Origin of the sequence: Micromonospora sp. NPDC049204, assembly GCF_040647935.1 — a bacterium.
GTDB lineage: Bacteria > Actinomycetota > Actinomycetes > Mycobacteriales > Micromonosporaceae > Micromonospora.
The window spans coordinates 153,333-179,193 of record NZ_JBEZDC010000006.1 but is presented as its reverse complement, the minus strand read 5'-3'; the positions used below and the strand labels follow the sequence as shown (position 1 = coordinate 179,193).

At 71.1% G+C, this 25,861-nt stretch carries 14 protein-coding genes; 13 read left to right on the top strand and 1 reads right to left on the bottom strand.

Features of this window, described 5'->3' with window-relative positions; genetic code table 11:
* The first annotated feature begins 524 nt into the window (after positions 1-524).
* The 7 genes from AB0A90_RS14155 (at position 525) to AB0A90_RS14125 (ending at position 8,126) form a co-directional block, all read left to right on the top strand.
* The gene (locus tag AB0A90_RS14155) at positions 525-1,349 is read left to right on the top strand and encodes a DUF4097 family beta strand repeat-containing protein (protein ID WP_357246585.1); all 825 of its coding nucleotides are present in this window, start codon (positions 525-527) and stop codon (positions 1,347-1,349) included.
* On the top strand, positions 1,346-1,957 hold the full coding sequence (locus tag AB0A90_RS14150; protein ID WP_357246582.1) for a PadR family transcriptional regulator: 612 nt from the start codon (positions 1,346-1,348) through the stop codon (positions 1,955-1,957). Before AB0A90_RS14155 ends, AB0A90_RS14150 begins: the two co-directional genes overlap by 4 nt.
* 108 nt (positions 1,958-2,065) lie before the next feature.
* The gene (locus AB0A90_RS14145; protein WP_355033347.1) at positions 2,066-2,767 is read left to right on the top strand and encodes a response regulator transcription factor; all 702 of its coding nucleotides are present in this window, start codon (positions 2,066-2,068) and stop codon (positions 2,765-2,767) included.
* On the top strand, positions 2,764-4,317 hold the full coding sequence (locus AB0A90_RS14140) for a HAMP domain-containing sensor histidine kinase (protein ID WP_357246579.1): 1,554 nt from the start codon (positions 2,764-2,766) through the stop codon (positions 4,315-4,317). The genes AB0A90_RS14145 and AB0A90_RS14140 overlap by 4 nt, the downstream gene beginning before the upstream one ends.
* A 62-nt stretch (positions 4,318-4,379) precedes the next feature.
* Complete coding sequence (locus AB0A90_RS14135) at positions 4,380-6,056, top strand: trypsin-like peptidase domain-containing protein (protein ID WP_357246576.1); 1,677 nt, start codon at positions 4,380-4,382, stop codon at positions 6,054-6,056.
* Between the two features lie 185 nt (positions 6,057-6,241).
* A complete protein-coding gene (locus AB0A90_RS14130; protein WP_357246572.1) occupies positions 6,242-6,913 on the top strand; it encodes a BON domain-containing protein in 672 nt (223 codons plus the stop codon).
* 157 nt (positions 6,914-7,070) lie between these two features.
* Complete coding sequence (locus tag AB0A90_RS14125) at positions 7,071-8,126, top strand: glycosyltransferase family 4 protein (RefSeq protein WP_357247160.1); 1,056 nt, start codon at positions 7,071-7,073, stop codon at positions 8,124-8,126.
* Positions 8,127-8,154: 28 nt separating this feature from the next.
* Here AB0A90_RS14125 and AB0A90_RS14120 read toward each other — a convergent pair whose 3' ends face one another.
* The gene (locus tag AB0A90_RS14120) at positions 8,155-9,648 is read right to left on the bottom strand and encodes a serine/threonine-protein kinase (RefSeq protein ID WP_357246569.1); all 1,494 of its coding nucleotides are present in this window, start codon (positions 9,646-9,648) and stop codon (positions 8,155-8,157) included.
* A 165-nt stretch (positions 9,649-9,813) separates the two neighbouring features.
* Between AB0A90_RS14120 and AB0A90_RS14115 the strand changes: the two genes are divergently transcribed.
* The 6 genes from AB0A90_RS14115 to AB0A90_RS14090 all read left to right on the top strand — a co-directional run bounded on the left by AB0A90_RS14115 (position 9,814) and on the right by AB0A90_RS14090 (position 25,659).
* Positions 9,814-10,647 (top strand): patatin-like phospholipase family protein, encoded by an 834-nt coding sequence (locus tag AB0A90_RS14115; RefSeq protein WP_357246566.1) that lies wholly within the window; start codon positions 9,814-9,816, stop codon positions 10,645-10,647.
* The gene (locus AB0A90_RS14110) at positions 10,647-11,651 is read left to right on the top strand and encodes a 1-acyl-sn-glycerol-3-phosphate acyltransferase (RefSeq protein ID WP_357246563.1); all 1,005 of its coding nucleotides are present in this window, start codon (positions 10,647-10,649) and stop codon (positions 11,649-11,651) included. The genes AB0A90_RS14115 and AB0A90_RS14110 overlap by 1 nt, the downstream gene beginning before the upstream one ends.
* Positions 11,652-11,724: 73 nt before the next feature.
* Positions 11,725-12,045, top strand: coding sequence for a divalent-cation tolerance protein CutA (gene cutA, locus AB0A90_RS14105; RefSeq protein ID WP_357066756.1), 321 nt, complete (start codon positions 11,725-11,727; stop codon positions 12,043-12,045).
* Between the two features lie 48 nt (positions 12,046-12,093).
* Positions 12,094-15,495 (top strand): hypothetical protein, encoded by a 3,402-nt coding sequence (locus AB0A90_RS14100; RefSeq protein WP_357246560.1) that lies wholly within the window; start codon positions 12,094-12,096, stop codon positions 15,493-15,495.
* A gap of 136 nt (positions 15,496-15,631) precedes the next feature.
* A complete protein-coding gene (locus AB0A90_RS14095) occupies positions 15,632-16,681 on the top strand; it encodes an acyl-CoA desaturase (RefSeq protein ID WP_357246557.1) in 1,050 nt (349 codons plus the stop codon).
* A gap of 338 nt (positions 16,682-17,019) precedes the next feature.
* Positions 17,020-25,659 (top strand): DNRLRE domain-containing protein, encoded by an 8,640-nt coding sequence (locus AB0A90_RS14090; protein WP_357246556.1) that lies wholly within the window; start codon positions 17,020-17,022, stop codon positions 25,657-25,659.
* Positions 25,660-25,861 lie beyond the last annotated feature (202 nt).

Genomic DNA, 25,861 nt, shown 5'->3' with positions numbered 1-25,861 from the left:
TGCGCTCCGCGCCCGTGCCCTGCGCTCCGCGCCCGTGCCCTGCGCTCCGCGCCCGTGCCCTGCGCTCCGCGCCCGTGCCCTGCGCTCCGCGCCCGTGCCCTGCGCTCCGCGCCCGCGCCCTGCGCTCCGCGCCCGCGCCCTGCGCTCCGCGCCCTGCCGCGCCCGCGCCCGTGTCCTGCGCTCCGAGCCTGCGCTCCGCGCCGACCAAGATCGCGCTCGATCCAGCAAGTAGTGGCCTGGGGGATGTGGGATGCCACTACATCAAGGATCGAGCGCGATCTTGGTAGGAAGGGCGGGTTCGCGGTGCAAGATCTTCGCAACTTCGGTGATGTTGCTGCCTGGTGCGCGTCTGAGGCAGCAACATCCGGGAAGATGCGCGGATCTTCGGGGCGGATCTTGGGGGCGGATCTTGGTGCGCGCAGGATGGCCGCCAACTCGCGATCTGTCTTGTGCTGTCGCGATGTATCGCGTTACTGTCTGCTCGTCCGGCGCGCGTTGGCGCGCCGTCGAGAGGAGGACGCGCCATGGCCGGATGGACGGTCGAGAGCCCGCAGCGGCTCACCGTGGACGGACCGGTCACCCGGTTGGATGTCCGCCTGGTCAGTGGGCGGCTCAACGTGGTCGCCGCCGAAGGCCCGACCCGGATCGACGTGACCCAGGTCGGCCGTCGGCCGGTCCTGATCGAGCATGCCGACGGCCGGCTCAGCATCCGTCAGGAACGCGGTCGGAGCTGGTCGGACGTCCTGCGGTGGTTCCGGATGATCCACCGCTACCCCCGGGTGGACGTCTCCATCGCCGTGTCCGCCGACGTCCTCGCCGACCTGGGCCTGGTCGCGGGCTCGCTCGTCGTCTCCGGCCTGCGCCGGCAGACCAGGGTCCACGTCACCGCCGGCCAGATCACCCTGATGGGGCTGCGGGGCAACACCACGGCGAACATCACCTCCGGCCCGGTGGAGGCTCTCGGCGTCCGCGGCGACCTCACCCTGGAGACGGTCTCCGGTGAGGTGATCCTCGCCGACAGCGCCGCCGACCGGGTACGGGCGCAGACCGTCTCCGGGGCCATCACCTGCGACCTGGACAACCCCCGGCACAGCGAGATCCGGCTGAGCACCATCTCGGGCGGCATCACCGTCCGGGTCCGCGCGGACAGCGACCTCGCCGTCCAGCTGAACACCGCCTCCGGGCGCATCACCAGCGGCTTTCCGCAGCTGCGTAGCTCGACGTTCCCGGTGCGCAACAGCGAGGGAGTGCTCGGCGCCGGCAACGGTAAGCTCTGGGCTTCCGCGACCTCGGGGAGCATCGCCCTGCTCGCCCGAGCCGTCGACCATGATGGGGAGGAGCTGCCGTGACCGCCGTGTTCAGCCACGGGCGGCTCCGGCTCTACCTGCTCAAGCTGCTCGACGACGGCCCGAAGCACGGCTACGAGCTGATCCGCCTGCTGGAGGACCGTTTCCTCGGGCTCTACGCGCCCAGCGCCGGCACCATCTACCCCCGCCTGCAACGGCTGGAGGTCGAGGGCCTGGTCAGCCACACCGCCGCTGGCGGCCGCAAGACGTACGACATCACCGACGCCGGCCGGGCGGAGCTGCGCCAACGGGCCGGCGAGTTGGAAGCCCTCGAGGCGGACATCGCGGCCTCGGTGGCCGACCTCTCCACCCTGGCCGGTGAGATCCGCAGCGAGGTACGAGGCTCGGTTCGCGACCTCAAGCGGGAGCTGAGCGAGGCCACCCGGCAGACCCGACGCACCCGGTGGGACGCGCCGGCGCCGCCGCCCCGGCCGGCGTCGACCGTCGGGCCGCAGGCGGAGCTGCTCGACGAGCTCGACAAGCGGCTGCTCGCGTTCAGCGCCGAGGTGGGCCGGTTGACGCGCGCCCGGCAGTTCAGCGACACCCAGCTGCGCACCGCGATCCGGCTGCTCGACGGCGCCCTGGACGGGCTGCGCCGCCTGCTGCGTTGACCCGAGTCGCCGAACGGCGCTGACCGGAGTCGCCGTACGGCGGTGACTCACAGGTTTTTTGCAGGAAGTGTCCAGCGCTGGCGCAGTGATGTCACCGATGATGGGCGCATGCCCGCTACCCAGACCGAGGCGCGACTTCTCGTCGTCGAGGACGACCCCAACATCCTCGAACTGCTCTCCGCGAGCCTTCGCTTCGCGGGGTTCGACGTGGCCACCGCGACCAGTGGGAGCGCGGCGCTCAACGCCGCCAAGGACCACCGGCCCGACCTGGTGGTGCTCGACGTCATGCTGCCGGACCTGGACGGCTTCGAGGTCATCCGGATGCTCCGCGAGGGCGGCACGCGTACCCCGGTGGTCTTCCTGACCGCCCGGGACGCCACCGACGACAAGATCCGTGGGCTGACCCTGGGTGGTGACGACTACGTCACCAAGCCGTTCAGCCTGGAGGAGTTGACCGCCCGGATCCGGGCCGTGCTGCGCCGCACCACGACCGGCGGGCAGGCGCCCTCCCGGCTCACCTTCGCCGACCTGGAGCTGGACGAGGAGACCCACGAGGTGCACCGGGCCGGCCAGCGCGTGCAGCTGTCGCCGACCGAGTTCAAGCTGCTGCGCTACCTGATGCTCAACGCCAACCGGGTGCTGTCCAAGGCGCAGATCCTCGACCACGTCTGGAACTACGACTTCCGCGGCGACGACAACATCGTCGAGTCCTACATCTCCTACCTGCGACGCAAGGTCGACACCACCCAACCCCGGTTGATCCACACGCTGCGTGGCGTCGGGTACGTGCTGCGCAAGCCGGCGGCGTGAACGCGGTCCAGCAGGCGAAGGGACGGCTGCGGGGCGTACCGCTGCGGGTCAAGCTGGTGACCGCGGTGCTGCTGCTCGTCGCCGCCGCGCTGCTGGTGATCAGTTCGCTGACCACTGTCTTCCTGCGCAGTTACCTGGTCACCCAGGTCGACAGCGAGTTGAGTGGCTCGGCACGCAGCCTCGACGAGGTCGTCGCCGCCCAGCAGGGCAGTGTGGGTGTGGGTTTTCCGACCGACTACCTGGTGGTGGCCATCAACTCGAGCAACGGCCGGGACCTGGTCTACGACAACAAGCGTTTCGTGCTGGGCGACCTGCCACCGTTCCCGTCGGACGCCGCCGGCTTCGAGAAGCTGGAGGGCAAACCCTTCACCGTCCGGGCCCGGGACAGCAAGGTGCGCTGGCGGATGCTCTACACCCAGTTGCCCAACGGTCAGCCCCTGGCCATCGGTCAGCACCTCACCGACGTCGACCTGGCGGTGAAGCGGCTGGTCTGGATCGACCTGCTGGTCGGCGGGTCGGTGCTGATCATGCTGGCCTCGGTGGGCGCGGCGATCGTCCGGACCAGCCTCAAACCGCTCGTGGAGATCGAACGAACGGCCGCCGCCATCGCCGGCGGCGACCTGACCCGGCGCGTGCCCGACCCGGAGGAGGGGCAGGCCGAGCCCACCTCCGAACTGGGCCGCCTCTCCCGCGCGCTGAACGCGATGCTCACCCAGATCGAGGCGGCGTTCACCGCCCGAGCCGCCTCGGAGGCGTCGGCGCGTTCGGCGGAGAGCTCCGCGCGGGACGCCGCCTACGCCGCTCAGGCATCCGAGGCGCGGGCCATCCGCTCCGAGGAGCGGATGCGACGCTTCGTCGCGGACGCCTCGCACGAACTACGGACCCCGCTGACCACCATCCGTGGTTTCGCCGAGCTGTACCGGCAGGGCGCGGCCCGGGAGCCGGAGCAGACCGCCGGCCTGCTGCGCCGCATCGAGGACGAGGCGGCCCGGATGGGGCTGCTGGTGGAGGACCTGCTGCTGCTCGCCCGGCTGGACCGGGAACGGCCACTCGCACTGAGTCCGGTGGAACTGCCGGTGCTCGCCTCCGACGCCGTACAGGCCGCCCGGGTGATCGCTCCGGACCGCCGGATCGAGTTGGAGATCGCCCCCGGATCGGGTCCACTCGTCGTCTCCGCCGACGACCCGCGGTTGCGTCAGGTGATCGGCAACCTGGTCACCAACGCGCTCACCCACACCCCGCCGGACGCCGAGATCCGGGTGCGGTTGCGGGCCGAGCCGGGAGGCCAGGCCGTCATCGAGGTGGCCGACAGCGGTCCGGGCCTCTCGCCGGAGCAGGCGGAACGGGTCTTCGAGCGGTTCTACCGAGCCGACGCGGCACGCACCCGGCGGGCCGACGGCAACACCGGCACCGGCCTCGGCCTGGCGATCGTGGCGGCGCTCGTCGCCGCGCACGGCGGCTCGGTCGAGGCGGTCGAGACACCCGGCGGCGGGGCCACCTTCCGGGTCCGGTTGCCGCTGCTGCCGCAGGTCGACGACGTCGGCGAGTGACTTTCAGCCAACTTCCAGGACGGTTCCAGGTTGATTGCAGTGCCAAGGGAGAAGGTAGTGCCATGACCGAGTACGAGTCCGACCCGCAGCGCCGGCCGGCCCCCACCGACGCCGAGCCGTCGCACCCCACCGCCGAGCTGCCACGCGACGAGCGCGCGCAGTCCGACTCCCCGACCACTCCCATCCAGGTCGTTTCGACCACGGGTGACGCGCAGGCCGCCGGTGACGCGCCGACCACGAGCGACACCTCGACCACCGCCGTCACCGAGGCCGCACCCGCCGCCTACGGCGCGCAGCCGGCCAGCACGCAGCCGACCGGGTACGAGCCGCCGACCGCCGCGCAGCCGACCCCCGCGCAGCCGACCGGATACGAGCCGCCGGCCACCGCTGGATCCGCGCCGCCGTACCCGGTCTCCGGCTACCCGGCACCCGGCCAGTCCGGCTATCCCACGCCCGGCCAGTCCGGCTACCCGCAGCCGAACACCGGCCGGTACCCCGGTGCCCCCTGGTACGCGGGCCAGCAGTCCGGCTGGGCCGGTGGGGGACAGCCGGGCATGGCGTACCCGCCGCACCAGCAGCAGCACGCCCCGCACCAGCAGCACCCCGGGCAGCACGCCCAGCACCCGGGTCAGCCGGTCCCGCCGTGGGGTCCGCAGGTCGCGCCGCCCGGCAGCGGTCCCCGGCCCGGCCGGATCGCCAAGTTCGCCGGCGCCGGCGTCGCGGTGTTCGCGCTGATGCTCGGCTCCGGCGTGGCCGGTGGGGCGCTCGCCCTCGCGCTCGACGGCGACGGTGGTGGCGTCACCCGCACCTACACCGCGGCACCGGTGCTCAACAGCGCCGACCTGCCGAAGATCGCCGCGTCCGTGCAGGACAGCGTCGTCTCGATCACCACCGGCAGCGGCGAGGGCTCCGGCGTGGTGCTCACCACCGACGGCTACGTGCTGACCAACAACCACGTGGTCGCCTCGGCCAGCGGTGACACCGTCGAGGTGGTCTTCGCCGACGGCAAGAAGGCACCGGCGAAGATCATTGGCACCGACCCGAAGACCGACCTGGCCGTGGTCAAGGCCGACGGGGTCGCCGACCTCAAGCCGGCCAAGTTCGGCGACAGCGACGCCATGCAGGTCGGCGACCAGGTGCTCGCCCTGGGCAGCCCGCTCGGCCTGCAGGGCTCGGTGACCTCGGGCATCCTCAGCGCCCGGGACCGCACCATCCGGGCCGGCGAGGGCCAGCAGCAGGACCCGACCCAGCAGAGTCAGCCCGTCAGCTCGATCTCCGGTCTGCTCCAGACCGACGCGCCGATCAACCCGGGCAACTCCGGCGGCGCGCTCGTCAACACCCGGGGTGAGGTGATCGGCGTCAACACCGCCATCGCGACCTCCGGGCAGAGCACCGGCAACATCGGGGTCGGGTTCGCCATTCCCAGCAACAAGGCGAAGGACGTCGCCGGCAAGCTCCAGCGCGGCGAGAAGGTCAGCCACCCGTCGCTCGGAGTGGGCGTCAACCAGGCCGAGGGCGGCGGCGCGCTGGTCGCGTCGATCACCCCGGGCAGCCCGGCCGAGAAGGCCGGCCTCCAGCGCGGCGACGTCGTCACCCGGTTCGGCGACAAGCCGGTCAACGACTCGGACGACCTGGTCGGCGCGGTCCAGGCCGGCAAGGTCGGCGACCGGGTCGAGGTGCAGTTCAAGCGGAACGGCGCCGAGAAGTCGGTGTCCGTGACGCTCGCCGAGACGAACTGACAGATATCTGAACCTGCTTCCTCCCTCCGGCGGCGGGTGGCGGGGCCGAGGGGGTCGGCTCCGTCACCCGCCGCGCTTTTTCGGCCAGGACGGCGGTTCACCCGGATCGGGTGAGCCGCCGTCACCCGTGTGCCCGGCAGACTCCGGTGCGCGAGTCTCGGCGACCGAAACCGGGGGTGGGTGCCATGACCGAGGTGGTGGACGTCCGCGACGACCAGCGGATCCAACGCGACGTCCTGGCGGAGCTGGCCTGGGACGCCCAACTGCAACCGAACGAGATCGGTGTGGCCGTCGACCAGGGCGTGGTCACCCTGACCGGGTACGTGGACGGTGCCGCCCGCGGTTGGGCCGCGACCCGATGTGCCCAGCGGGTCCGTGGCGTACGGGCGGTGGCCGACGAGATCGAGGTGCGGCTGCCCGGAACGCCGGGACGTACCGACGCCGAGGTCGCCATCGCCGCCTCCCGGGCTCTGGAGTGGGACAGCTTCGTGCCCGCCGAACGGCTCGACGTGACGGTGGCCAACGGCTGGCTGATGCTGCGTGGCGAGGTCGAGTTCGGGTGGCAGCGGCGGGCCGCCGAGGGGGAGGTGCGCCGGCTCGACGGCGTACGGGGGATCACCAACCTGATCGAGGTACGGCCGCCGGCTCCGCCGGTCGCTGACCGACTGCGTCGGGACGTCCAGCGGGCGCTGGCCCGCACGATCGGTGGCGATCGGGTGACCGTCGAGGTGGACGGCGACACGCTGGTCCTCGCCGGGGTGGTCCGCTCCTGGTGGGAACGTGACCAGGTCCAGCGGGTCGCCTGGAGCGCGCCGGGAGTGCGGGTGGTGCACGACCAACTCCTGGTCGGCGGGTGAGCGTCCGCCTTGTCCGGTTTACCCGGGACGCCACCGGGAACCCGCCGCCGACCACGCCGGTCGGCGGTCACGCCGTACCGGGGATCAACGGGGAGGACTCGTGGCCGTGACCCACCCGCCCGCGGGCCGCCCTCCGGAGCGGTCGCTGCGCATCGCGATGGTGGTTCCGCCGTGGTTGTCCGTGCCGCCGCCCGGTTACGGCGGCCTTGAGCAGGTCGTCGCCGCACTGGTGGACGCGTTGACCGGTCACGGACACGCGGTGACCCTGTTCGGCGCCGGCAGCCACCACGGCACCGATGCCGACGGCTTCGTCTCGACCGTGCCCGATGTCCAGTACGAGCGGCTCGGCGAGTCACTGCCCGAACTGGCCCACCTGGCCCGGGTCAACCGGCTGATCACGGCGGCCGACTTCGACGTGATCCACGACCACACCACGATCGGTCCGTTGATCGCCGGCCGCCGGGCCGTGCCGACGGTCGCGACCGTGCACGGCAACCCCGTGGGGGAGTACGGCGATGTGCTCGACGAGATCGACTCGGGTGTCGCCCTGGTGGCGATCTCGCATGCCCAGCGTCGGCTGAATCCGAGCCTGCCCTGGGCCGGCACGGTGCACAACGCGCTGGACATCCGCGGCTTCCCGCGTAAGACCGTGCCCGGCCGAGGGCCGGTGCTGTGGTTGGCCCGGTTCAGCCCGGACAAGGGTCCCGACGTCGCCATCCGGGCCTGCCGGGAGGCGGGGTTGCCCCTGCTGCTCGCCGGCAAGTGCAACGAGCCGGCCGAGCGCCGCTACTACGAGCAGGTCGTCGCCCCGCTCGTCGACGAGAACGTGACAGTCGTCCTCAACGCCGATCGCGCGGCGACGCTGCGGATGCTCGTCGACGCCCGTTGCCTGATCATGCCAATCCAGTGGGACGAGCCGTTCGGCATGGTCATGTTGGAGGCGATGGCGACCGGGACACCCGTGGTCGCGCTCAACCGGGGTGCGGTGCCGGAGCTGGTCCGGCCCGGGGTGACCGGGCTGGCCTGCGCGCACGCGGACGAGCTGCCCGCGGCCTTGCGCGCGGCGGAGCAACTCGACCCGGAGGACTGCGTGGCGCACGTCGCGCGGAACTTCTCGGTCGAGCGGATGGCGTACGGGTACGCGGAGATCTACCGGCGCTTCGCCGCCGGCGGCCACGACGTGCGCGAGTCGGCCCACGTGTCGGCCCGCTGACCCTGCCCGCCGGGGCGTCGCCGTGCGGTCAGACCCGGGCCATGCCCAGCTCCGCGACGGCGACGTCGAGTTGCTGCGCGTACGCCGGACTGATGCCACCCTCACCGAGGCGGACCGCGACCTTGTTGCGCAGCCGGGCCACCGGTGGTGCCAGCTCGTCGCGGCCGGAGCTGACCGCGGCGGTCAGGTTGCGCAGCTCGTTGCGCAGGTCGAGGCCGACGTCGCTGCGGATCTCCCCGGCGCTCAGCCCCGCCGTGATCAGCTCGTCGACCCGGTTGGCGGCCTCCACGAGGGTGCCCGGATCGGAGCGGGGCGACGTGGTCCTCGGCCCGGCCGGCGGTGCCGTCGTCGGCTCGGGCGGCGCGGAGGTCGGCGGGGCGGTCGTCGGAGTCGTCACCGGACCGGCCGAGGGTTGCGCCTGCCGGGTGGGCTGCTGGTCGGGCCGCAGGGCCACGCCGATCAGCACCGCCGCGACCACCAGGACCACGGGCACCAGCAGCAGCGCCAGTCGCCGTCGCGACCACCGCGACCCCGCGTCGGTCTCGCCCGCGTCGGTCCCGACGACGGCCGTTCCGCCGGCGGCGGCTGTTCCGCCGGCGGCCGTCTCTCCGGGGGCCGCCGCGACGGTTACCGCCTGCGACGGCAGGGGCTGAGCGGGCACCGGGACGGTCGTGGGTGGCGGGTCGGCCGGCACGAGCTGTTCGCGAAGCGTGGTGGCGACCTGGCGGGCGGTCGGCCGGTCCGCCGGGTTGCGGGCGAGGCTGCGCAGGCAGATCCGGGTCACCGCCGGAGGCAGGTCCGGCAGCTCGGCGAGGGTCGGCGCCGGACCGTTGGCCAGCGCGGCGCTGAGCTGCTCCCAGGTCTCCGCCGGGTACGGGACCCGGCCGGTGAGTGCCTCGTGCAGCAGGACGCCGAGTGAGTACACGTCGGTGGACGGCTGGGCCGGTGCGCCGTCGAGCCGTTCCGGAGCGACGTACGCCGGAGTGCCGAAGGTGCCGCCGTCCTCGTCCTCGTCGGGCGCGCCGATCCGGGTGGCGATGCCGAAGTCGAGGACCTTGACCCCCGAACCGGTCATCATCACGTTGGCCGGAGTGATGTCGCGGTGCACGATGCCGAGTCGGTGCGCGGCGGCCAGCGCGTCCGCGACCTGCGCGCCCACCTGGACCGCCTCGGCCCACGGCAACGGCCCCTCGGTGAGCCGCAGCTCCAACTCCTCGCCGTTGAGCAGCTCCATCACCACGAACGAGGTGATCGAGCCGTCCGGGGCGACCGTCTCCCCGTAGTCGTGCACCGAGGTCACGTGTGGGTGTACCAACTGGGCGGCAGCGCGGGCCTCCTCGCGCACCATGCCGCGGAATCGCGCGTCGGCGGCCAGCGAGGGAGCGAGCACCTTGAGCGCGACGACCCGGTCCAGCACCTCGTCGCGGGCACGCCAGATCACGGACATGCCACCGGCGCCGATCTGGTCCAGAAGTCGGTATCTGCGAGCCAGCAATCGGCCCGGATGCAGCGCTGCCTTCACGGATCGCACCTGCCTCAGGGGTGGGAGCGGTATCAGGTTGCGCGAATGCGTTCGGCCTGTCAACGCCGTCACCGGCTCCGGTCGCCGGGCGGTGTCTGGCGTGCGCCGACCGTCCGGCGACGGCGGCTGGCCGGTCGGCTGCGGACCCGTGCCAGGATGAGGGGCATGGCGGCGGGACCTGTGGCGTTCGTGCTCGGCGGCGGGGGAGTGCTCGGCGCGGTCGAGGTGGGCATGCTGCGCGCGCTGTTCCGCGCCGGCATCCAGCCCGACATGGTGCTCGGCACCTCGATCGGCGCGGTGAACGGGGCGCTCGTCGCCGCCGACCCGTCGGAGGCGGTGACCGACCGGCTGGTCCGGCTGTGGGCCTCGCCGGAGGCGAGCGAGGTGTACGGCGACTCGGTCGCCCGGCAGTTGCGTCGCTTCGCCGCCCGCACCCACCTGCACTCGCCCCGGCCGCTGCGCCGCCTGCTCGAAACCGAGCTGGGCGTGGACACCACCTTCGCCGATCTGCGGGTCCCGTTCCGCTGCTGCGCCGCGCACATCGAGCGGGCCGCCGAGCACTGGTTCGACACCGGTCCGGTCGTGCCGGCGGTGATGGCCTCGGCCTCGGTGCCGGGCCTGCTCCCGCCCATGGAGATCGACGGCGCGCACTACGTCGACGGCGGCATCGTCAACTCCATCCCGATCGGCGAGGCGGTGGCCGTCGGCGCGCGCCGGATCTACGTCCTCCAGGTGGGTCGGATCGAACGCGAGCTGACGCCGCCCCGACGGCCGTGGGAGATCGCGCAGGTCGCCTTCGAGATCTCCCGCCGGCACCGCTTCTTCCGCGAGATGGCCGCGCTGCCCGAGGGGGTGGAGGTGCACGTCCTGCCCACCGGAGGGCTGAACCCACGAGACGACACCCCGTGGGCGTACCGGGACATGGCGGCGGTGGGGCGGCGGATCAGCCGGGCGTACACCGCCTCCCGGCGTTACCTCGCCACCCACCTGGAGCGGTGATGCCGTTGCCCCCCAGGTGGCTACGCCGGTTGCTGTTCGCCCCCGCCGTGGTGGTGCTCGCCTTCGTCGTGGTCACCACGTTGCCGGTCTGGGCGCTCCTCGCCGCAGCCGCGTCGCCGCTGGTCCCGGGTCGCCTGCGCCCACTGCGGCTGCTCTGGATCGGCTGCGTGTACCTGGTCTGGAACGCTGCCGCGCTGCTCGCGCTCTTCGTGCTCTGGGTGGTCTCCGGCTTCGGCTGGCGGGTCCGGTCCCCGGCCTTCCAGCGTGCGCACTACGTGCTGGCCGGCTGGTTCCTGCGGGTGCTGTTCTGGCAGGCCCGCTGGACCCTGCGGTTGCGCATCGACGTGGTGGGCACCGACCCGGACACCGCGCTGCCCGGCCGGCCGGAGCTGGTGCTCTGCCGGCACGCCGGGCCGGGTGACTCGTTCATCCTGATCCACGGCCTGGTCAACTGGTTCAAGCGGGAGCCACGCATCGTCCTGAAGGACAGCCTCCAGTGGGACCCGGCGATCGACGTGCTGCTCAACCGGCTGCCCAACCGCTTCATCGCGCCGACGCCGGAGCGCGGCGAGGAGACGGTACGCCAGGTCGGGCACCTGGCCGCGGGCCTGGACGACAACGACGCGTTCGTCATCTTCCCCGAGGGCGGTAACTTCACCCCCAAACGGCGGCTGCGCGCCATCGCCCGGCTGCGCTCCCTCGGCCTGGAACGGATGGCCCTGCGCGCCGAGCGGATGCGCCACGTCCTCGCCCCGCAGCCCGGCGGGATGCTCGCCGCGCTGGACGCCGCCCCGGACGCCGGGGTCATCTTCGTCGCCCACACCGGACTGGACCGGATGCTCACCGTCGCCGACGTGTGGCGGGAACTGCCGATGGACAAGCAGATCGTGATGCGGTTCTGGTCGGTGCCGCCGGAGGACGTGCCGGTCGGACGGCAGCAACGCATCGACTGGCTGTTCGACTGGTGGGCACGGATCGACGCCTGGATCGCGGCCAATCGATGAGCGTGCGCCGCGCGGCCTCGCGGTCGGGAGCGAAAAGCCGGCTCGACGGGGTGGCGCCGCGTAGGGTGCGGGCGTGGATCAGATCTGCGTGGTGACGACGGTGGTGGATGCGCGTTCGGTCGCCGACGTGCTGGCGGCCGCGGCCGTTGCCGGTCGGCTGGCCGCCTGTGCACAGGTGGGCGGTCAGGTGGACAGCACCTACTGGTGGCGGTCCGGAGTGGAGACCAGTTCCGAGTGGTCGGTGCAGTTCAAGACCGCACCGGACCGGCTGGCCGCGTTGGTGGATCAGATCCGGGTCAGCCATCCGTACGAGGTGCCGGAGATCCTGGTGTCCAGGGTGGACAGCGGTGATCCCGCGTACGCGACCTGGGTCTTCGAACACACCCGACCCTGAGTACGCGGACTCTGGGCCGCGCCCCGGTCTGCTCCCGATGATGACCGGGTGGATGACACCCGCTATCCCTGCCCGGCCTGCGCTGCCCCGGCCGGCCTGAGCACCGGCTGCACCGGCTGCCGGCGCGCACCCGATCCGGTCGCCGCCGAGGTGTTCCGGCTGGGCCGAGAGGTCGCCCAGCTCGAGCCGGAGGTGGAGCGCGCCCGCCGTGCGTACACCGAGCTTGCTGGACGTCTCTCGGTGCTGTCGCGGCGGCGGGCCGAGCTGGCGGCGGTCGTCCGCGCGGGGTTGGCTGTTCCGGTGGTGCCGAGCCCGACGCCTGTCGTCGGGCCGGTGCCGACCGGCGGCCCCGGTGCTGCGGGGAGTGCGGCACCGGGTGCTGCGGAGACGTCCAGCCGGACGATCCAGGGTCTGCTCTTCGTCCTCGGTGGACTGCTGTTGGGCACCGCGGCGGTGGTGTTCACCGCGGTGGCCTGGGCGTCGGTGGGCGTCGGTGGGCGGGCGTCGATCCTGACCGCGTTCACCGCGCTGCTGCTGGCCGTACCGCTGCTGGCGGTCCGTCGAGGGCTGCGCGGCACGGCGGAGACGTTCGCCGCGGTCGGGTTGCTGCTGGTGGTGCTCGACGGTTACGCGGCCTGGTCGGTGGACCTGGCCGGGGTGGCCGGCTGGCCGGGCAGCCGGTACGCCGCGCTGGTCGGGGGGGCCAGCGCGGCGGTCGCCGTGGCGTACGGCAGGTGGAGCGGGTTGACCGGGCCGTGGTTCGCCGCCCTGCTGGCCGCCCAGCCGGTGCTGCCGCTGCTCGCCGTCGCGGTCGAACCGGGTGCGGCCGGATGGGCGCTGGTCCTGCTCGCCGTGGCGCTGCTGGACCTGGGCGTGCTTGTCGCGCTGCGCGGCCGGGACGGTGTGGCGGTGCTGGTCGGCCGGGTGTCGGCGGCGGTCGGTCACGTGGCCGCGCTCGTCGGCGCCGCGAGTTGCGCCCTGGTGCCGCTGGTCCTCGGACGGGCGGCGGATTCGCCGCTGCTGGCCGGGTTGCCGCTGTTGCTTGTCGCGCTGACCGGGCTCGGTGCGGCCTGGTTGGTCGGCGGACCGGCGCTGCGGGCGGTGGCCGGCGCTGTGCTGGTGCCGGTGCTCGCCGCCGCGCTGCTGCGCCCGGTGGCCGAGCTGCGGCCGGCACTGCTGCTGATCGCGGCGGCGACGGTGGCCCTCGTGCTGGCCGGTGCGGTGCGGCTGCTGCCGGGTGCCGGGGGTTGGCGGACCGGCCCGCGCGCCGGTGCGCTGCTGGTCGCGGCCGGCACGGCGCAGGTGGCCGCGCTGATCACCGCCGTGCTCGCGGTCGTGGCCGTGAGCCGCTCGCTGCCGCCGTGGCGCGGGGCCGGGACGGGGCCGGACCTGGACTGGGGTTGGCAGCTCGCACCCGCCGTCGCGTTGGCGCTCGGCGCGACGGTCCTGCTGCTGCCCGGGAGGGCGCGAGCGGTGCTCGCCCCGGCCGGCGCGGTGGCGGTGCTGCTCGCCCTGCCCACCGGCTGGGCGGCCCCCTGGCCGGCGGTGGTGGCCGTCGACCTGGTCGGCGGGGTCGCGCTGCTGGTCGCCGTGCTGGCCCGCCCGGCGGCACGCGCCGCCTCGCTGCGGACCAGCGCGCTCGGTGCCGCCGTCCTGCTCGGGCACGGGTTGCTCGTCGCGCTGGCCACCCCGACCGGTGCTCTGGTGGCGCTCGGCAGCGTCGTCGTGGTCGGGCTGACTCTTGCCGTACGACGGGGCGCCGGGCCGTACCGGCAGGTGGCCGGCGTGGGGCTGCTGGTCGCGCAGCTCGCGCTGCCCGGGGTCGCCACGGTGGCGCTGTTCGCCGCGGGTGCGCCCCCCTGGTGGCAGGCGCGGCTGGCCCTTGTCGCCGCCGGGCTGTCGCTGGTCGCGGTGCTCGCGGCGCGTCGCCACCGGGTGGAGCTGACCGGGTACGCGGTGACCGGCGCCGTGGTCGCGGTGACCGTGCCCGGACTCACGCCGCTGGTCGTGGCGGGCAACGAGCCACTGCCGCTGTACGCCGCGCTGGCGGCGCTCGGTGTCGCGCTCGTCGCCCGGTGGGAGCGGCCGGCGGCCGGCGAGAAGGAACCGGTCCGGCGGGCCGTGCTGCTGGCGGCGGGGGGCCTGCTGGCGGTGGTCACGGTCCTGGCGGCCCTGCCAACGGTGTTGACCGCGCTCGGGTCGCCGTACGGCAGTCGGGAGCGGGTGTGGTCGGGCGTGCCCACGATCGTCACCGACCCGATGGCGCTCCCTCGCGGGTTGGCGCTGGCCGTGCTGGGGGCGGCCGTCGTGCTGGCCGGTCGGGGGATCCGCCCACGCGTGCTGCTCGCGCTGCCGTTCGTCGCGGCCGCCCTGCCGGTGCTGCTCCTCGCGATCGGCACGCCGTGGCCGGTGCTGCCGGCGGCTGTGCTGTTCGTCGGAATGGCCGCGCTGCTGCTCGCGGCACTTGCCGCGCGGCCGGCGGGCGCACCTGTCGTCGTACCGGTGGGGGTGGTGCTGACCACGTCCGGTGTGGCGGGGCTGCTGGCCACCCCGGCCGGGACGCTCGCCGCGCAGGGGGTGCTGCTGGTGGCGGCGGTCGTCGTCGCCGTCGGGCCGCGCGTGGTCGAGGTGCGGGTCACGGGGTGCCTGGCCGCGGTGGGGGCGGCGTCGGCGCTGGCGGTGACCGCCCCGCTCGCCGGAGGGCTGCCGCTGCGGGCGGCGGCGTACCCGCTGCTGGGGGTGGCCGCGCTGGTGCTGGCCGTCGCCGCGGTGGCCTCGCCGCGAGACCGGGTCGGGCGGGTGCTGGACGCCGCCGCGCAGGCGGTCGCGCTGGTGGCGGCGGTGCTCGTCGTCGAGGTGGCGCGGCACCTCGCCACCGTCTGTGTGCTCTGGGGCGTGGCCGTCGCGCTGCGGCTGCTGCGAGGGGGTGAGCCGGCCGGTCGGCGGTGGGCGTTCGCCGGCATCGCCGCCGGCAGCGAGTTGCTCGGGGCGTGGGTGCTGCTGTCCGCCGGCGGCGTGACCGTGCTGGAGGCGTACACCCTGCCGGCCTCGGCGCTCGCCCTCGGCGCTGGTCTGCTGGCGCTGCGCACCCGGCCGGGCCTGACCAGTTGGCCGGCCCTCGGCCCGGGGCTGGTCGCGGCGCTGCTCCCGAGCCTCGTGTCGGTGCTGGCCGGGGCGGACCCGCAGCCGTGGCGGCGACTGTTCCTCGGCGCGGCGGCCCTGGGCGCGGTGCTGGCCGGCGCCAGCCGCCGGTGGCAGGCGCCGGTGCTGCTCGGTGGGGGAGTGCTGGCGCTGTTGGCCCTGCACGAGGTGGCCCGGGGCTGGGACCTGCTTCCCCGGTGGATCTACCTCGGTGTGGGCGGGCTGGCGCTGGTCGGGCTGGCCGCGACCTACGAGCGGCGGCGGCGTGACCTGGCTCGGGTGCGGGCCACGGTGGCCCGGCTGGGCTGAGTCACGCCATCGGGGGTAGTGCCCGCCCTACCCCCGATTCGGGGGTTGCCAGGTTTTCTCAGCGCTACCGCGGACGGGAGACTTGACGATAAGCCCGAACCGTCCTGGTTCAGGCACAAGCGGATCGGGAGCAGCAATGGCGCTCGGAGCGGTGGCGGAACCGCCGGTACGACGGCGAGGCAGTGACTACGCACAGTTGTCCCGGCGGATCAGCCAGGCGGGCCTGCTGGAGCGACGCCCCGGTTGGTACGTCGCCCGCATCACGCTCACCCTCGGCGCCTTCGTGGCCGGCTGGATCGCCGTGTTCCTGCTCGGCGACTCCTGGTGGCAGCTGCCGCTCGCGGCACTGATGGCGGTGGCCACCACCCAGGTCGCGTTCCTCGGGCACGACGCCGGTCACCGGCAGATGTTCCGACGCCGGGGCGCCAGCGAGTTGGTGGGGATGTTCGCCGGCAACGTGGCGGTGGGGATCAGCTACGGCTGGTGGGTCGACAAGCACAACCGGCACCACGCCAACCCGAACCACGAGGACGAGGACCCGGACGTCGGCGCGGGCGCCCTGGTGTGGACGCACGAGCAGGCGCTGGAGACCCGCGGGTTCGGCCGTTGGATGGCGCAGCGGCAGGCGTACTTCTTCTTCCCGATGCTCCTGCTGGAGGGTCTGAGCCTGCACGTGGCGAGCATCCGGGCGATCGTCGGCCGGGAGGACGGCAGGTACGCCGTCCCGATGCGGCACCGGGCGGTCGAGGCCGCGCTGCTCGTCGCGCACACCGTCGGCTACGTGGCGCTGCTGTTGGCGGTCATGTCGCCGGTCAAGGCGCTGCTCTTCGCCGTCGTGCACCAGGCGCTGTGGGGCCTCTACATGGGCTGCGCGTTCGCACCGAACCACAAGGGCATGCCGATGCCGACCGCCGAGGACGACCTGGACTTCCTGCGTAAGCAGGTGCTGACCTCCCGCAACGTGCGGGGCAGTCGACTGGTGGACACCACGCTGGGCGGGCTCAACTACCAGATCGAGCACCACCTCTTCCCGAACATGCCCCGCGCCAACCTGCGGCGGGCCCAGCCGATCGTGCGCGCCTACTGCGCCGAGCAGGGCATCCCGTACGCCGAGACCGGGCTGATCGAGTCGTACCGGCAGGCGCTCGGTCACCTGCACGAGGTGGGCCGGCCGCTGCGCGGCTGAACGGCACCGCCGCTGCGGCGGTGGTGAGTACTGATCGATGGGGCGGCATCTGATGATGCCGCCCCATCGATGTGTTTCTGGCCGGCATATCCGGTCTCGGGGGAAAAGCAGCGATCGCAAAAATTGCCTCAGGTCAATAGTTGCCATGGTCAATCATGGCTTGCTAGGTTCACTGCGGCACCCACGGGGGGCGCTGATCTGACTCATTCTCTGAGCCTCGTCGCGGTGTCCGGCGCTGTTTCTGCGCGTCCGATTCCTTCTTCGCGGCAGTGTGACCGGCACGTCAAGTGCCGTGGGCAATTGTGTCTTCGTTGTCGGCATCGCGTGAAGGAAAACAAATGAGCATTGTCGGTAATGGACGCCGCCTAATTGCGGTCCTGGTCGGCGTCGTGCTGGTGGTCTCGGGCAGCCCCGCGTACGCGCGGCCGGCAGGTGGCGCCGAGTCGGCACCCCGGGCGGGCACGGTCTTGCGCCCGCCGACGCCGCAGGGCCGGGACGTGCCGGACACCCCACCGGGTCCGGCGAAGGTCCTGCCCTCGGTGGCCCAGCCGACACCCGCCGAGGCGATACCGCCGGCACGCCGGGTCCGGGAGCTGGTCGACCGCCGCACCGCGAGCACCAAGGTCTACCTGCTGGCCGACGGACGGATGCAGGCGGAGGCCAGCCGCGAGCCGGTCCACTACCGCGACGGCAAGGGCCGCTGGCAGGACATCCAGTCGACCGTGTCCGCCGGGGACAGCTCTGGCTACCCCTTCGCCGCCACCCGCAACACGTTCGCCGGCAGGTTCGGCGACCGCAGTGACCGCGTGCTGTCGTACTCGATGGGGGATTACGGGTTGACCCTCGGGCTCGCCGGCGGCCCGCAGGCCCTGCGCCCGACCGCCAAGGGTTCCCGGGTCACCTACCCGGGCGCGCTCGGCGGCGCCGACCTGGTCTACGAGGTGACCCCGTCGGCGATCAAGGAGCAGATCGTGCTGGCCGCCGCGCCGAGCGGGCCGGCCACGTACACGTTCACGCTGGACGTGGACTCGGTCCGCGCGGTGCCGGAGGCCGACGGCTCGCTGTCGTTCTTCGCCACCGACCGGCAGGGTCCGGCGCTTTTCACGATGCCTCGGCCGTACATGTACGACAGTGCCGACGACCAGGCGTCGGTGGTCGGCAAGGCGATGAGCTACCAGGTCAGCCAGCGGGTCAGCCAGCAGGACGGTCGCACGGTGGTGACGGTCAGCGCGGACGACGCCTGGCTGCGCGACCCCGCCCGTAAGTACCCGGTGGTGATCGATCCGACGATCAAGGTCCAACCCACGTTGAACCAGGCCCAGGACGTGATGCTCGCCTCCGGCGGTCCGACGGAGAACTTCGACAGCACCTGGAAGCTGTCCGCCGGCGCCTCCACCGGGGGCACGTTCCGCTCGCTCACCAAGTTCGACCTGTCCAAGGTGCCGGCCAACACCGTGCTGGACTCGGCGCAGCTGCAGATGTATTTCGACCAGACCCACGGTGGCGCCGACGACAGCGCGATCGCGTTCGAGGCGCGTCGGGTGACCGCGGCGTGGAACGAGACCACCGCGACGTGGAGCAGCATGAGCGCCAAGTTCGCCGAAGTCGGGGAGAACCGGGAGCAGGTCGACGAGGCGGAGACCGCAAAGGTGTCCGCGAGCGGTGAGTGGGTGGGTGCCACGGCCACCGACCGCAGCCTGGCGAACAACGGCGCGTACCGGTACAACGCCGACGCGTCCACCGGTCAGACGTTCACCTGGGTGCCGCGCCTGACCGAGGACGGCCAGTACGAGGTGTACGTGCACTACGTGCCGGGCTCGGACCGGGCCACGAACGCGCCCTACACCGTGTTCCACGACGGCGGTTCGGTGGTCAAGACGGTCAACCAGACCACCGGCTCCGGCAGTCAGAACTGGGTGTCGATCGGCACCTACGGCTTCAAGGCGGGCACCACGCACAAGGTGGTGCTCGGCGACGTGGCCAACAAGAAGGTCGTGGCCGACGCGGTGCGGCTGGTCAAGCGGGCCGAGGTGACCAAACCACTGAACCAGACCAACGCCTGGCACAGCTACAGCGTCCGCTCGATCGTGCAGGGCTGGCTGGACAATCCCGCGACGAACTACGGCTTCATGCTCAAGGGCAAGGACGAGACCAACAAGAACGGCGGCCCACGGTACGAGTCCGGCGACTTCTCCTACGGTGGCGAGGACGACCACGGCCCGAAGCTGGTGCTGACCTGGGGCAAGCCAGGGGTCGCGCTGAACCCGGTGACCACCGTCCGGGCCACCGGCGCCGACCTGTCCTGGTCGTCCTACACCGACCCCTCGTCGTCGCCGGATGACGACCTGGTCGAGTACCAGGTGCACTCCAGCACGACGCAGAACTTCATGCCGAACGCGTCCACCCTGGTCGCCCCGATTCGACCGGGCCGCACCACGTACTCGGACACCCACGCGACGCCCACCCCGGCGAACTCGTCGACCCAGTTCGGCGAGGCCTACTTCTACATGGTCGCCGTGCGGTTGCGCGACGGCACGGTCATCCCGGCGCAGACCCAGATGGTGCGGCTGCCCAAGGCCGGCCAGGTGATCAGGTTCTTCACCGGCGCGGACGACAACACGTTGACAAGCGCCAAACCGGACAACAACTGGGACAAGTTGGATGCCGGCGGTGAGCTTCAGGTCGGCAACAAGGGCTCGATCTACGGCAACAGCCGAGTGGTGCTGAAGTTCCCCAACGTCACCGGACTGCCCGCTCAGGCGAAGATCGTCAACGCGCAGGTCGGCCTGTGGGGCTGGTACACCGAGGGCGACGGCGCCGGCCAGCAGCAGTTCCAGCTCCGCGGGTTGACCCAGAACTTCAGCGAGACGACCTCGACGTGGAAGAGCGCCCAGTCCGGGATCGCCTGGAACACGGCGGGCGGCGACGTGGAGTCGACCGTGCAGTCCACGGTCAGCTCACTCAACGGCGACCCGGGCTGGGTCAACTGGGAGGCCGGCCCGCTGGTGCAGCGTTGGGTGGACAGCGCGAGCAACAACAAGGGTGTCCAGATCCGGCTTGCCAACGAGGCCGGTGTGGAGCAGCGGGTGCTGTTCCTCTCCGCCGAGGCGGCCGAACCGTCGCTGCGGCCCCGGCTGCGGGTCATCTACACCGTGCCGAACAACGCCAGCACCTACCACGCGCCGAACACGCCGAGCCGGATGATCCCGGGTGACCAGTACCTGGTGCCGGTCACCGTCACCAACACCACGTCGTCGTCGGTGTGGTCGCCGTCGGACTGGGTGCTGTCGTACCACTGGACGCGTCCGGACGGCACCCCCGCCACCAACGCGGGCAACCCGATCGAGACGCCTCTGCCGTCGGCGCAGGCACCCGGCGGTGTGCTCACCATCAACGCCACCGTGAAGGCCCCCGCCGGCGGTGGTGACGGCGATCGCCGGGAGGACTACGTCCTGAAGTGGGACCTGCGGAACAAGAACTCCGGGCAGTGGTTGTCGGAGGGCACCCAGATCCAACCCCTCGACCAGGCGGTGGCCGTCGAGGACCCCACCTCCGACCAGCTCGGGCTGGAGAAGTTCTACCAGTACGCCGGCGGCAGCGCGGGCTCCGGCTCGTCGCTGATGGTCAACCAGTTCTCGGGTAACGCCGTGTTCGGCTACAACCCGTTGGCCAACCCGAGCCGGGGCGTGTCGACATTCGTCCGGCTGACCTACAACAGCCAGGACACGTCCACCTCGTCGATGGGGTTGGGCTGGTCGTTGTCCACCACGAGCGCGGTCCGGCTCGGGTCGCCGTTGCAGTTCCGGGGCGGGGACAGCACGTGGCCGCAGCAGGTCGCGATGACCGACGGTGACGGCACCACCCACCTGTTCAACCTGGACAAGCACAACAGCGCGAACACCGCGGACTGGCGCTACGTGCAGCCCGCCGGGGTGCACCTGTACCTGCAACGCACCGGTAGCGGCGACACCAGCCAGGCGTGGACGATGACGCGGCCGGACCGCAGCCAGTTCGTCTTCGACGAGCAGGGCTACCAGAGTGCCGTGCGGGACCGTAACGGCAACCAGCTCCTGTTCACCTACGAGCGGATGCAGGTCGACTACCGCAACACCGCGATGCTGCGCTACCTGACCGATCCGGAGAACCGGCGGACGTTGTCCCTGGACTACTACGCCGCGGGCGACAGCTACACCGCGTTCGTCAACGGCACGAAGCAGAGCCTGACGAACCTGCAGAACCGGCGGATCATCAACCAGCTCAAGTCGATCACCGACGTGAGTGGGCGGGTGATGTCCTTCGTCTACAGCGACGGTGGACTGCTCCGGGAGGTCACCGACGGGTCCGGCACCGCCGACGCCAAGCCCTTCGGCTTCGTCTACGACGAGTCGCAGGGGCCGCAGAACGCCCGCCTGACCCGGGTGGTGGACCCGCGGACGGCCGTGTCGAAGATCGCCTACAACGAGGCAGGTGACCAGTTCCTCCAGGGCAAGGTGAACATGGTCACCGACCGGTTGCTCAAGAACACCCTGGTGGACTACCAGGACCCGGACGGCGACGCCAGCGACGGGGTGCTCACCACGGTGACCGACCCCAAGGGCCGGGCCACCGAGAGCTTGATCGACGGTTTCGGTCGGGCCACGCGCATCACCAACGCCCTGAACCAGGCCACCCTCCTGGGCTGGGACGCGGACAACAACGTCAGCCGGTTGGAGGAGGCCGGCGGGGCGATCAGCACCTGGCGGTTCGACCAGGTGACCGGCTACCCGCTGGAGGTCAAGGATCCCGAGGCGAACCGGAACAACACCCCCGGCCTGCGGATGGACTACCGGTACGGGTTGGCCGGGCACACCGCCGAGCTGACCGACAAGTACTCGCCGGAGGGCCGGCACTGGAAGTTCGGGTACGACACCGTCGGCAACCTCACCTCGGTGACCGACCCCAAGGGCACCGCCACGAGCCTCGAGGGTGACTACACCTCCAGCTACGCGTACGACCCGTTCGGGCGGATGACCAAGGCGACGGACGCCAACAAGCACAGCACCGACTACGCCGACTACGACCCGGTCGGTTACCCGCGCAAGATCACCAACCCGTTGACCGAGGTCACGAAGTACACGTACTCGTCGATCGGCAGCGTGCTCACCGTCACCGACCCGAAAGAGCGCACCACGACCTACACGTACGACGGCTTCGGTCGTCCCCTGACGCAGAAGGTCCCGAAGGACGCCGCGAACGGCGTGTACATCACCACCCCCGCTCCGGTGTACGACAAGAACGACAACGCCACCCAGCAGACGTCACCGACCGGGGCGGTGACCACCGCGGTCTACGACGCGCTGGACCGGCCGAGCACGGTCACCACACCGAAGGACACCTCCAACTCCGAGGCGTCGACCACCAAGTACGACTACGACCAGGTGGGCAACGTCATCAAGGTGACCGAGCCGAAGGGCATGCTGACCCCGGCCGACACGCTGGACTACGCCACGGTGTACGTCTACGACGAGCTGAACCGGCCCAAGGAGGTCACCGACGCGCTCAACGGCCGACTCAGCATCGACTACGACCTGGCCGGCAACGTCCGGCAGCAGATCGACCAGCGGAAGAACGCGACGTCGGACCCCAACGACTGGACGGCACAGTTCACCTACGACCTGAACCGTCGGGTCAAGACGACGATCGACCCGAAGGGCAACAGCACCGGCGTCGAGTACGACCGGGACGGCAACCCGACCGTCGCGATCGACCAGGACGGCAACCGGTCGCTGATGAACTACGACGAGCGTTCGGCCCTGATCGAGCAGAAGGTGCCGTACCAGTCGTCCGGCGGCACGATCACCTACCGGACCACCAAGTACGAGTACGACGGGGTCGGCAACCTCAGCCGGCAGATCAGCCCACGCGGGGTCGAGACCACGAACGATCCGGACGACTTCGCGACAGTCACGCTCTACGACGCCGTGAACCGGGTCCGTGAGGTCCAGCAACCGTACGACCGGGACGACTCGCAGTTCACCACGCCGTCGGTCACGAAGTACCAGTACGACACGGTCGGCAACCTGGAATTGATCTCCGCACCGCCGTCGAACAACCAGTCGGCCCGCAACGACACCGTGCAGACGTTCTTCGACAACGGCTGGATCCGCACCTCGAAGGACGTCGGCTGGAACATCACCACCACGTACGACTACGACAACAACGGCGCGCAGACCTCCCGGACGGTCACCGGCGCCAGCGGCACCCCGCGCCAGATGGACTGGACCTACTACCCGGACGGCAAGAAGAAGAGCCAGTCCGACAACGGCGCCGGTTCGGGCACGCCGAGCAAGAACTTCGCCTACGAGTACGACGTGAACAGCAACCTCGCCAAGATGCTGGACACCAGCACCGGGGCGGCCATCGACACCTACGCCGTGTCGTACGACATGCTCAACCGCGTCGCCAGCGTGGAGGAGAAGAAGAGCACGGCGGTCAAGAACACCACCACGTTCTCGTACGAGCCCAACGATCTGCTCAAGAAGCGCACCCACGACACGCAGATCTCCGAGTACACCTACGAGACCGAGCGGGACCTCGCCAGCGAGATCAAGAACTCGACGTCGCCGACGGACCCGAAGCCGAAGTACACGCGCTACACCTACAACAAGCGCGGGCAGACGGCGACCGAGACCAAGGGCAACGGCAACGTCGTCACCACCGACTACTTCCTCAACGGCTCGGTGCAGAGCCAGGTGGAGAAGAAGTCCGGCGGCGCAGTGGTCAACCAGCACACCTACGAGTACGAGGCCAACGGGCAGAAGTCGAAGGACGTCTCGCACAAGCAGAACGCGGACAACCGCAGCGCGTACGTCGACACGACGAGCACCTTCGCCTACGACCCGCAGGACCGGATCCGTACGGTCACCAAGACCGGCAGCGGTGCGGGCACCGAGAGCTACGTGCACGACGCCAACAGCAACGTCGTCAAGCAGACCGTCGGCGGTGTCACCACCGACTACGAGTACGACAAGAACCGCCTGAAGTCCGCCAAGATCGACGGTGTCGAGGCGAGCTACGCGTACGACCCGTACGGCCGGCTCAAGACGGTGACCTCGCTCGGAATCACTCTGGAGAGCTACACCTACGACGGCTTCGACCACGTCGTCACCAACGTCAAGAACCCGGGCAACAAGACCACCAACTACACGTACGACCCGCTGGACCGGCAGGCGACCCGCACCTACGGCGGCAAGACCACCACGTACGCGTATCTCGGGCTGACCGGCGACATCTCCGCCGAGCTGGAGGGCACCAAGGTCGTCAAGTCCTACCAGCGCGGTCCGGGCGGTGACCTGCTGTCGCAGGTGAAGACCAACACCGACGACACCCAGGAGGACTCGTACGTCGGTTACGACGGGTCCTCCGACATCGGGCAGATCACCGACGACAAGGGCGACGGCCGGGCCACCTACGGCTACAGCGCCTACGGCAAGAACGACGCCGGTCAGTTCACCGGTGTGGACAAGCCCGACGCCGGTAACCCCGAGAACCCGGACAAGGCGCCGTACAACGCGTACCGGTTCCAGTCCAAGCGCTTCGACCAGTCGACCGGCGACTACGACATGGGCTTCCGGGACTACGACCCGGGGATCAACCAGTTCCTCTCCCGGGACTCGTACAACGGGGCGCTGGACGACCTGGGCCTGGCCGTCGACCCGTACACCGGCAACCGGTACGCGTTCGCCGGCGGCAACCCGATCAGCAACGTGGAGCTGGACGGCCACAACTGGCTCTCCGACGCCGCCGACGAGGTCGGTGACTTCGTGAAGGACGCGGCTTCGGCGATCGGCTCCGACGTGAAGGAGGCCGGGCAGAACATCGCGCAGGCCGCGTACGACACCGCTGTCGCCGACAGCCCCGCGGTCGACAAGGAGACCAGCGACGCGGCCAAGGGCCGGAACAAGGAGCGCGGCGAGTCGCTGAAGAAGACGTTGAGCAACCCGGGTCAGGCCGTGAAGGACTGGTCCGACGGGCTGACCAACGACGTCAAGTCCGGTCACCCGGGTAAGGCAGCCGGGCACCTGTTGTTCGACGCGTTCAGCATCGCCGCCGGTGGCGGCGGGGGCGGCGCGGCGAAGGGGGCCGCAGCCACGGGTGCCAAGGGTGGGGCCGGTGGCGGCGGCCTGAAGCTCGGTTCAAAGACCGGCGGGAACTGCCTGTCCAACAGTTTCGTGCCGGGCACCCTGGTGCTGATGGCCGACGGCAGCACCAAGCCCATCGAGGCCGTCGAACTCGGTGATCAGGTGCTGGCCAGCTCTCCCGAGACGGGCGAGACCGAGGCCAAGCCCGTGACCAGGCTGATCCGTGGTGAGGGTGAGCGGGACCTGGTAGACGTCGCCGTCGCCGTGGACGGTGCGGCCGACGGCGAGACCGCCGACATCACCGCGACCGCCGGTCACCCGTTCTGGGTGGAGGACGAGCAGCGGTGGATCGAGGCCGGGCAACTGATTGCCGGCGACCAGGTGGTCAGCTCGGACGGCCGCGAGCTGTCAGTGGTGAGTACGCGCCGCTGGACGGAGCACGCGACGGTCTACAACCTGACCGTCGACGACATCCACACGTACTATGTGCTGGCCGGCACGACCTCGGTGCTCGTGCACAACTGCACCCCCGATGCGGGTGCCATGCACAAGAGCGCCACCGACCCACTGAACGGAAAGGCAGGAGATTCCGCTGCCTCGCGGGCGTACCAGAAGCACATGGGCCGACCGAACACGTCACTCATCCCGCTGCGTTCCGGCAAGGATCGGGTCGGGATGTCGAATCATCTGATCGAAGACCTCCTCACGAATTCCAAGACGGCAACTCAGAGGTGGAACCACCCCGAACATGGGGGTGTGATCGACCAACTCCTTCCGGACATCGGCGCGAGATGGAAGGCGAACGGCGACTTCGTCGGATTCCTCGATCACACGGACTATCGAAGGGGCCAGCCGTGAGCCCCGGCAACCACGCTGAGCTTCTCCGTCGGATATCTCTGCAAGAAGGTGGACTGCTGGAGATATGTGTCCTCGATGCCTCTCTTAGGGATTGGCAATCGACCCTCGACGCGCTCGAGCAGGCGGGTTACGAAATGTCGCTGGCAACGGAGGGTGAGGGCGACAAGGAGCCAGTGTCAATAACGCCCGTGCTCTTCTCCGA

Excerpts from the sequence above, each read along its gene's own strand:
- AB0A90_RS14155 (WP_357246585.1), top strand. The coding sequence starts at position 525 with ATGGCCGGATGGACGGTCGAGAGCCCGCAGCGGCTCACCGTGGACGGA.
- AB0A90_RS14145 (WP_355033347.1), top strand. The coding sequence starts at position 2,066 with ATGCCCGCTACCCAGACCGAGGCGCGACTTCTCGTCGTCGAGGACGAC.
- AB0A90_RS14135 (WP_357246576.1), top strand. The coding sequence starts at position 4,380 with ATGACCGAGTACGAGTCCGACCCGCAGCGCCGGCCGGCCCCCACCGAC.
- AB0A90_RS14130 (WP_357246572.1), top strand. The coding sequence starts at position 6,242 with ATGACCGAGGTGGTGGACGTCCGCGACGACCAGCGGATCCAACGCGAC.
- AB0A90_RS14125 (WP_357247160.1), top strand. The coding sequence starts at position 7,071 with ATGGTGGTTCCGCCGTGGTTGTCCGTGCCGCCGCCCGGTTACGGCGGC.
- AB0A90_RS14115 (WP_357246566.1), top strand. The coding sequence starts at position 9,814 with ATGGCGGCGGGACCTGTGGCGTTCGTGCTCGGCGGCGGGGGAGTGCTC.
- AB0A90_RS14110 (WP_357246563.1), top strand. The coding sequence starts at position 10,647 with ATGCCGTTGCCCCCCAGGTGGCTACGCCGGTTGCTGTTCGCCCCCGCC.
- AB0A90_RS14095 (WP_357246557.1), top strand. The coding sequence starts at position 15,632 with ATGGCGCTCGGAGCGGTGGCGGAACCGCCGGTACGACGGCGAGGCAGT.
- AB0A90_RS14090 (WP_357246556.1), top strand. The coding sequence starts at position 17,020 with ATGAGCATTGTCGGTAATGGACGCCGCCTAATTGCGGTCCTGGTCGGC.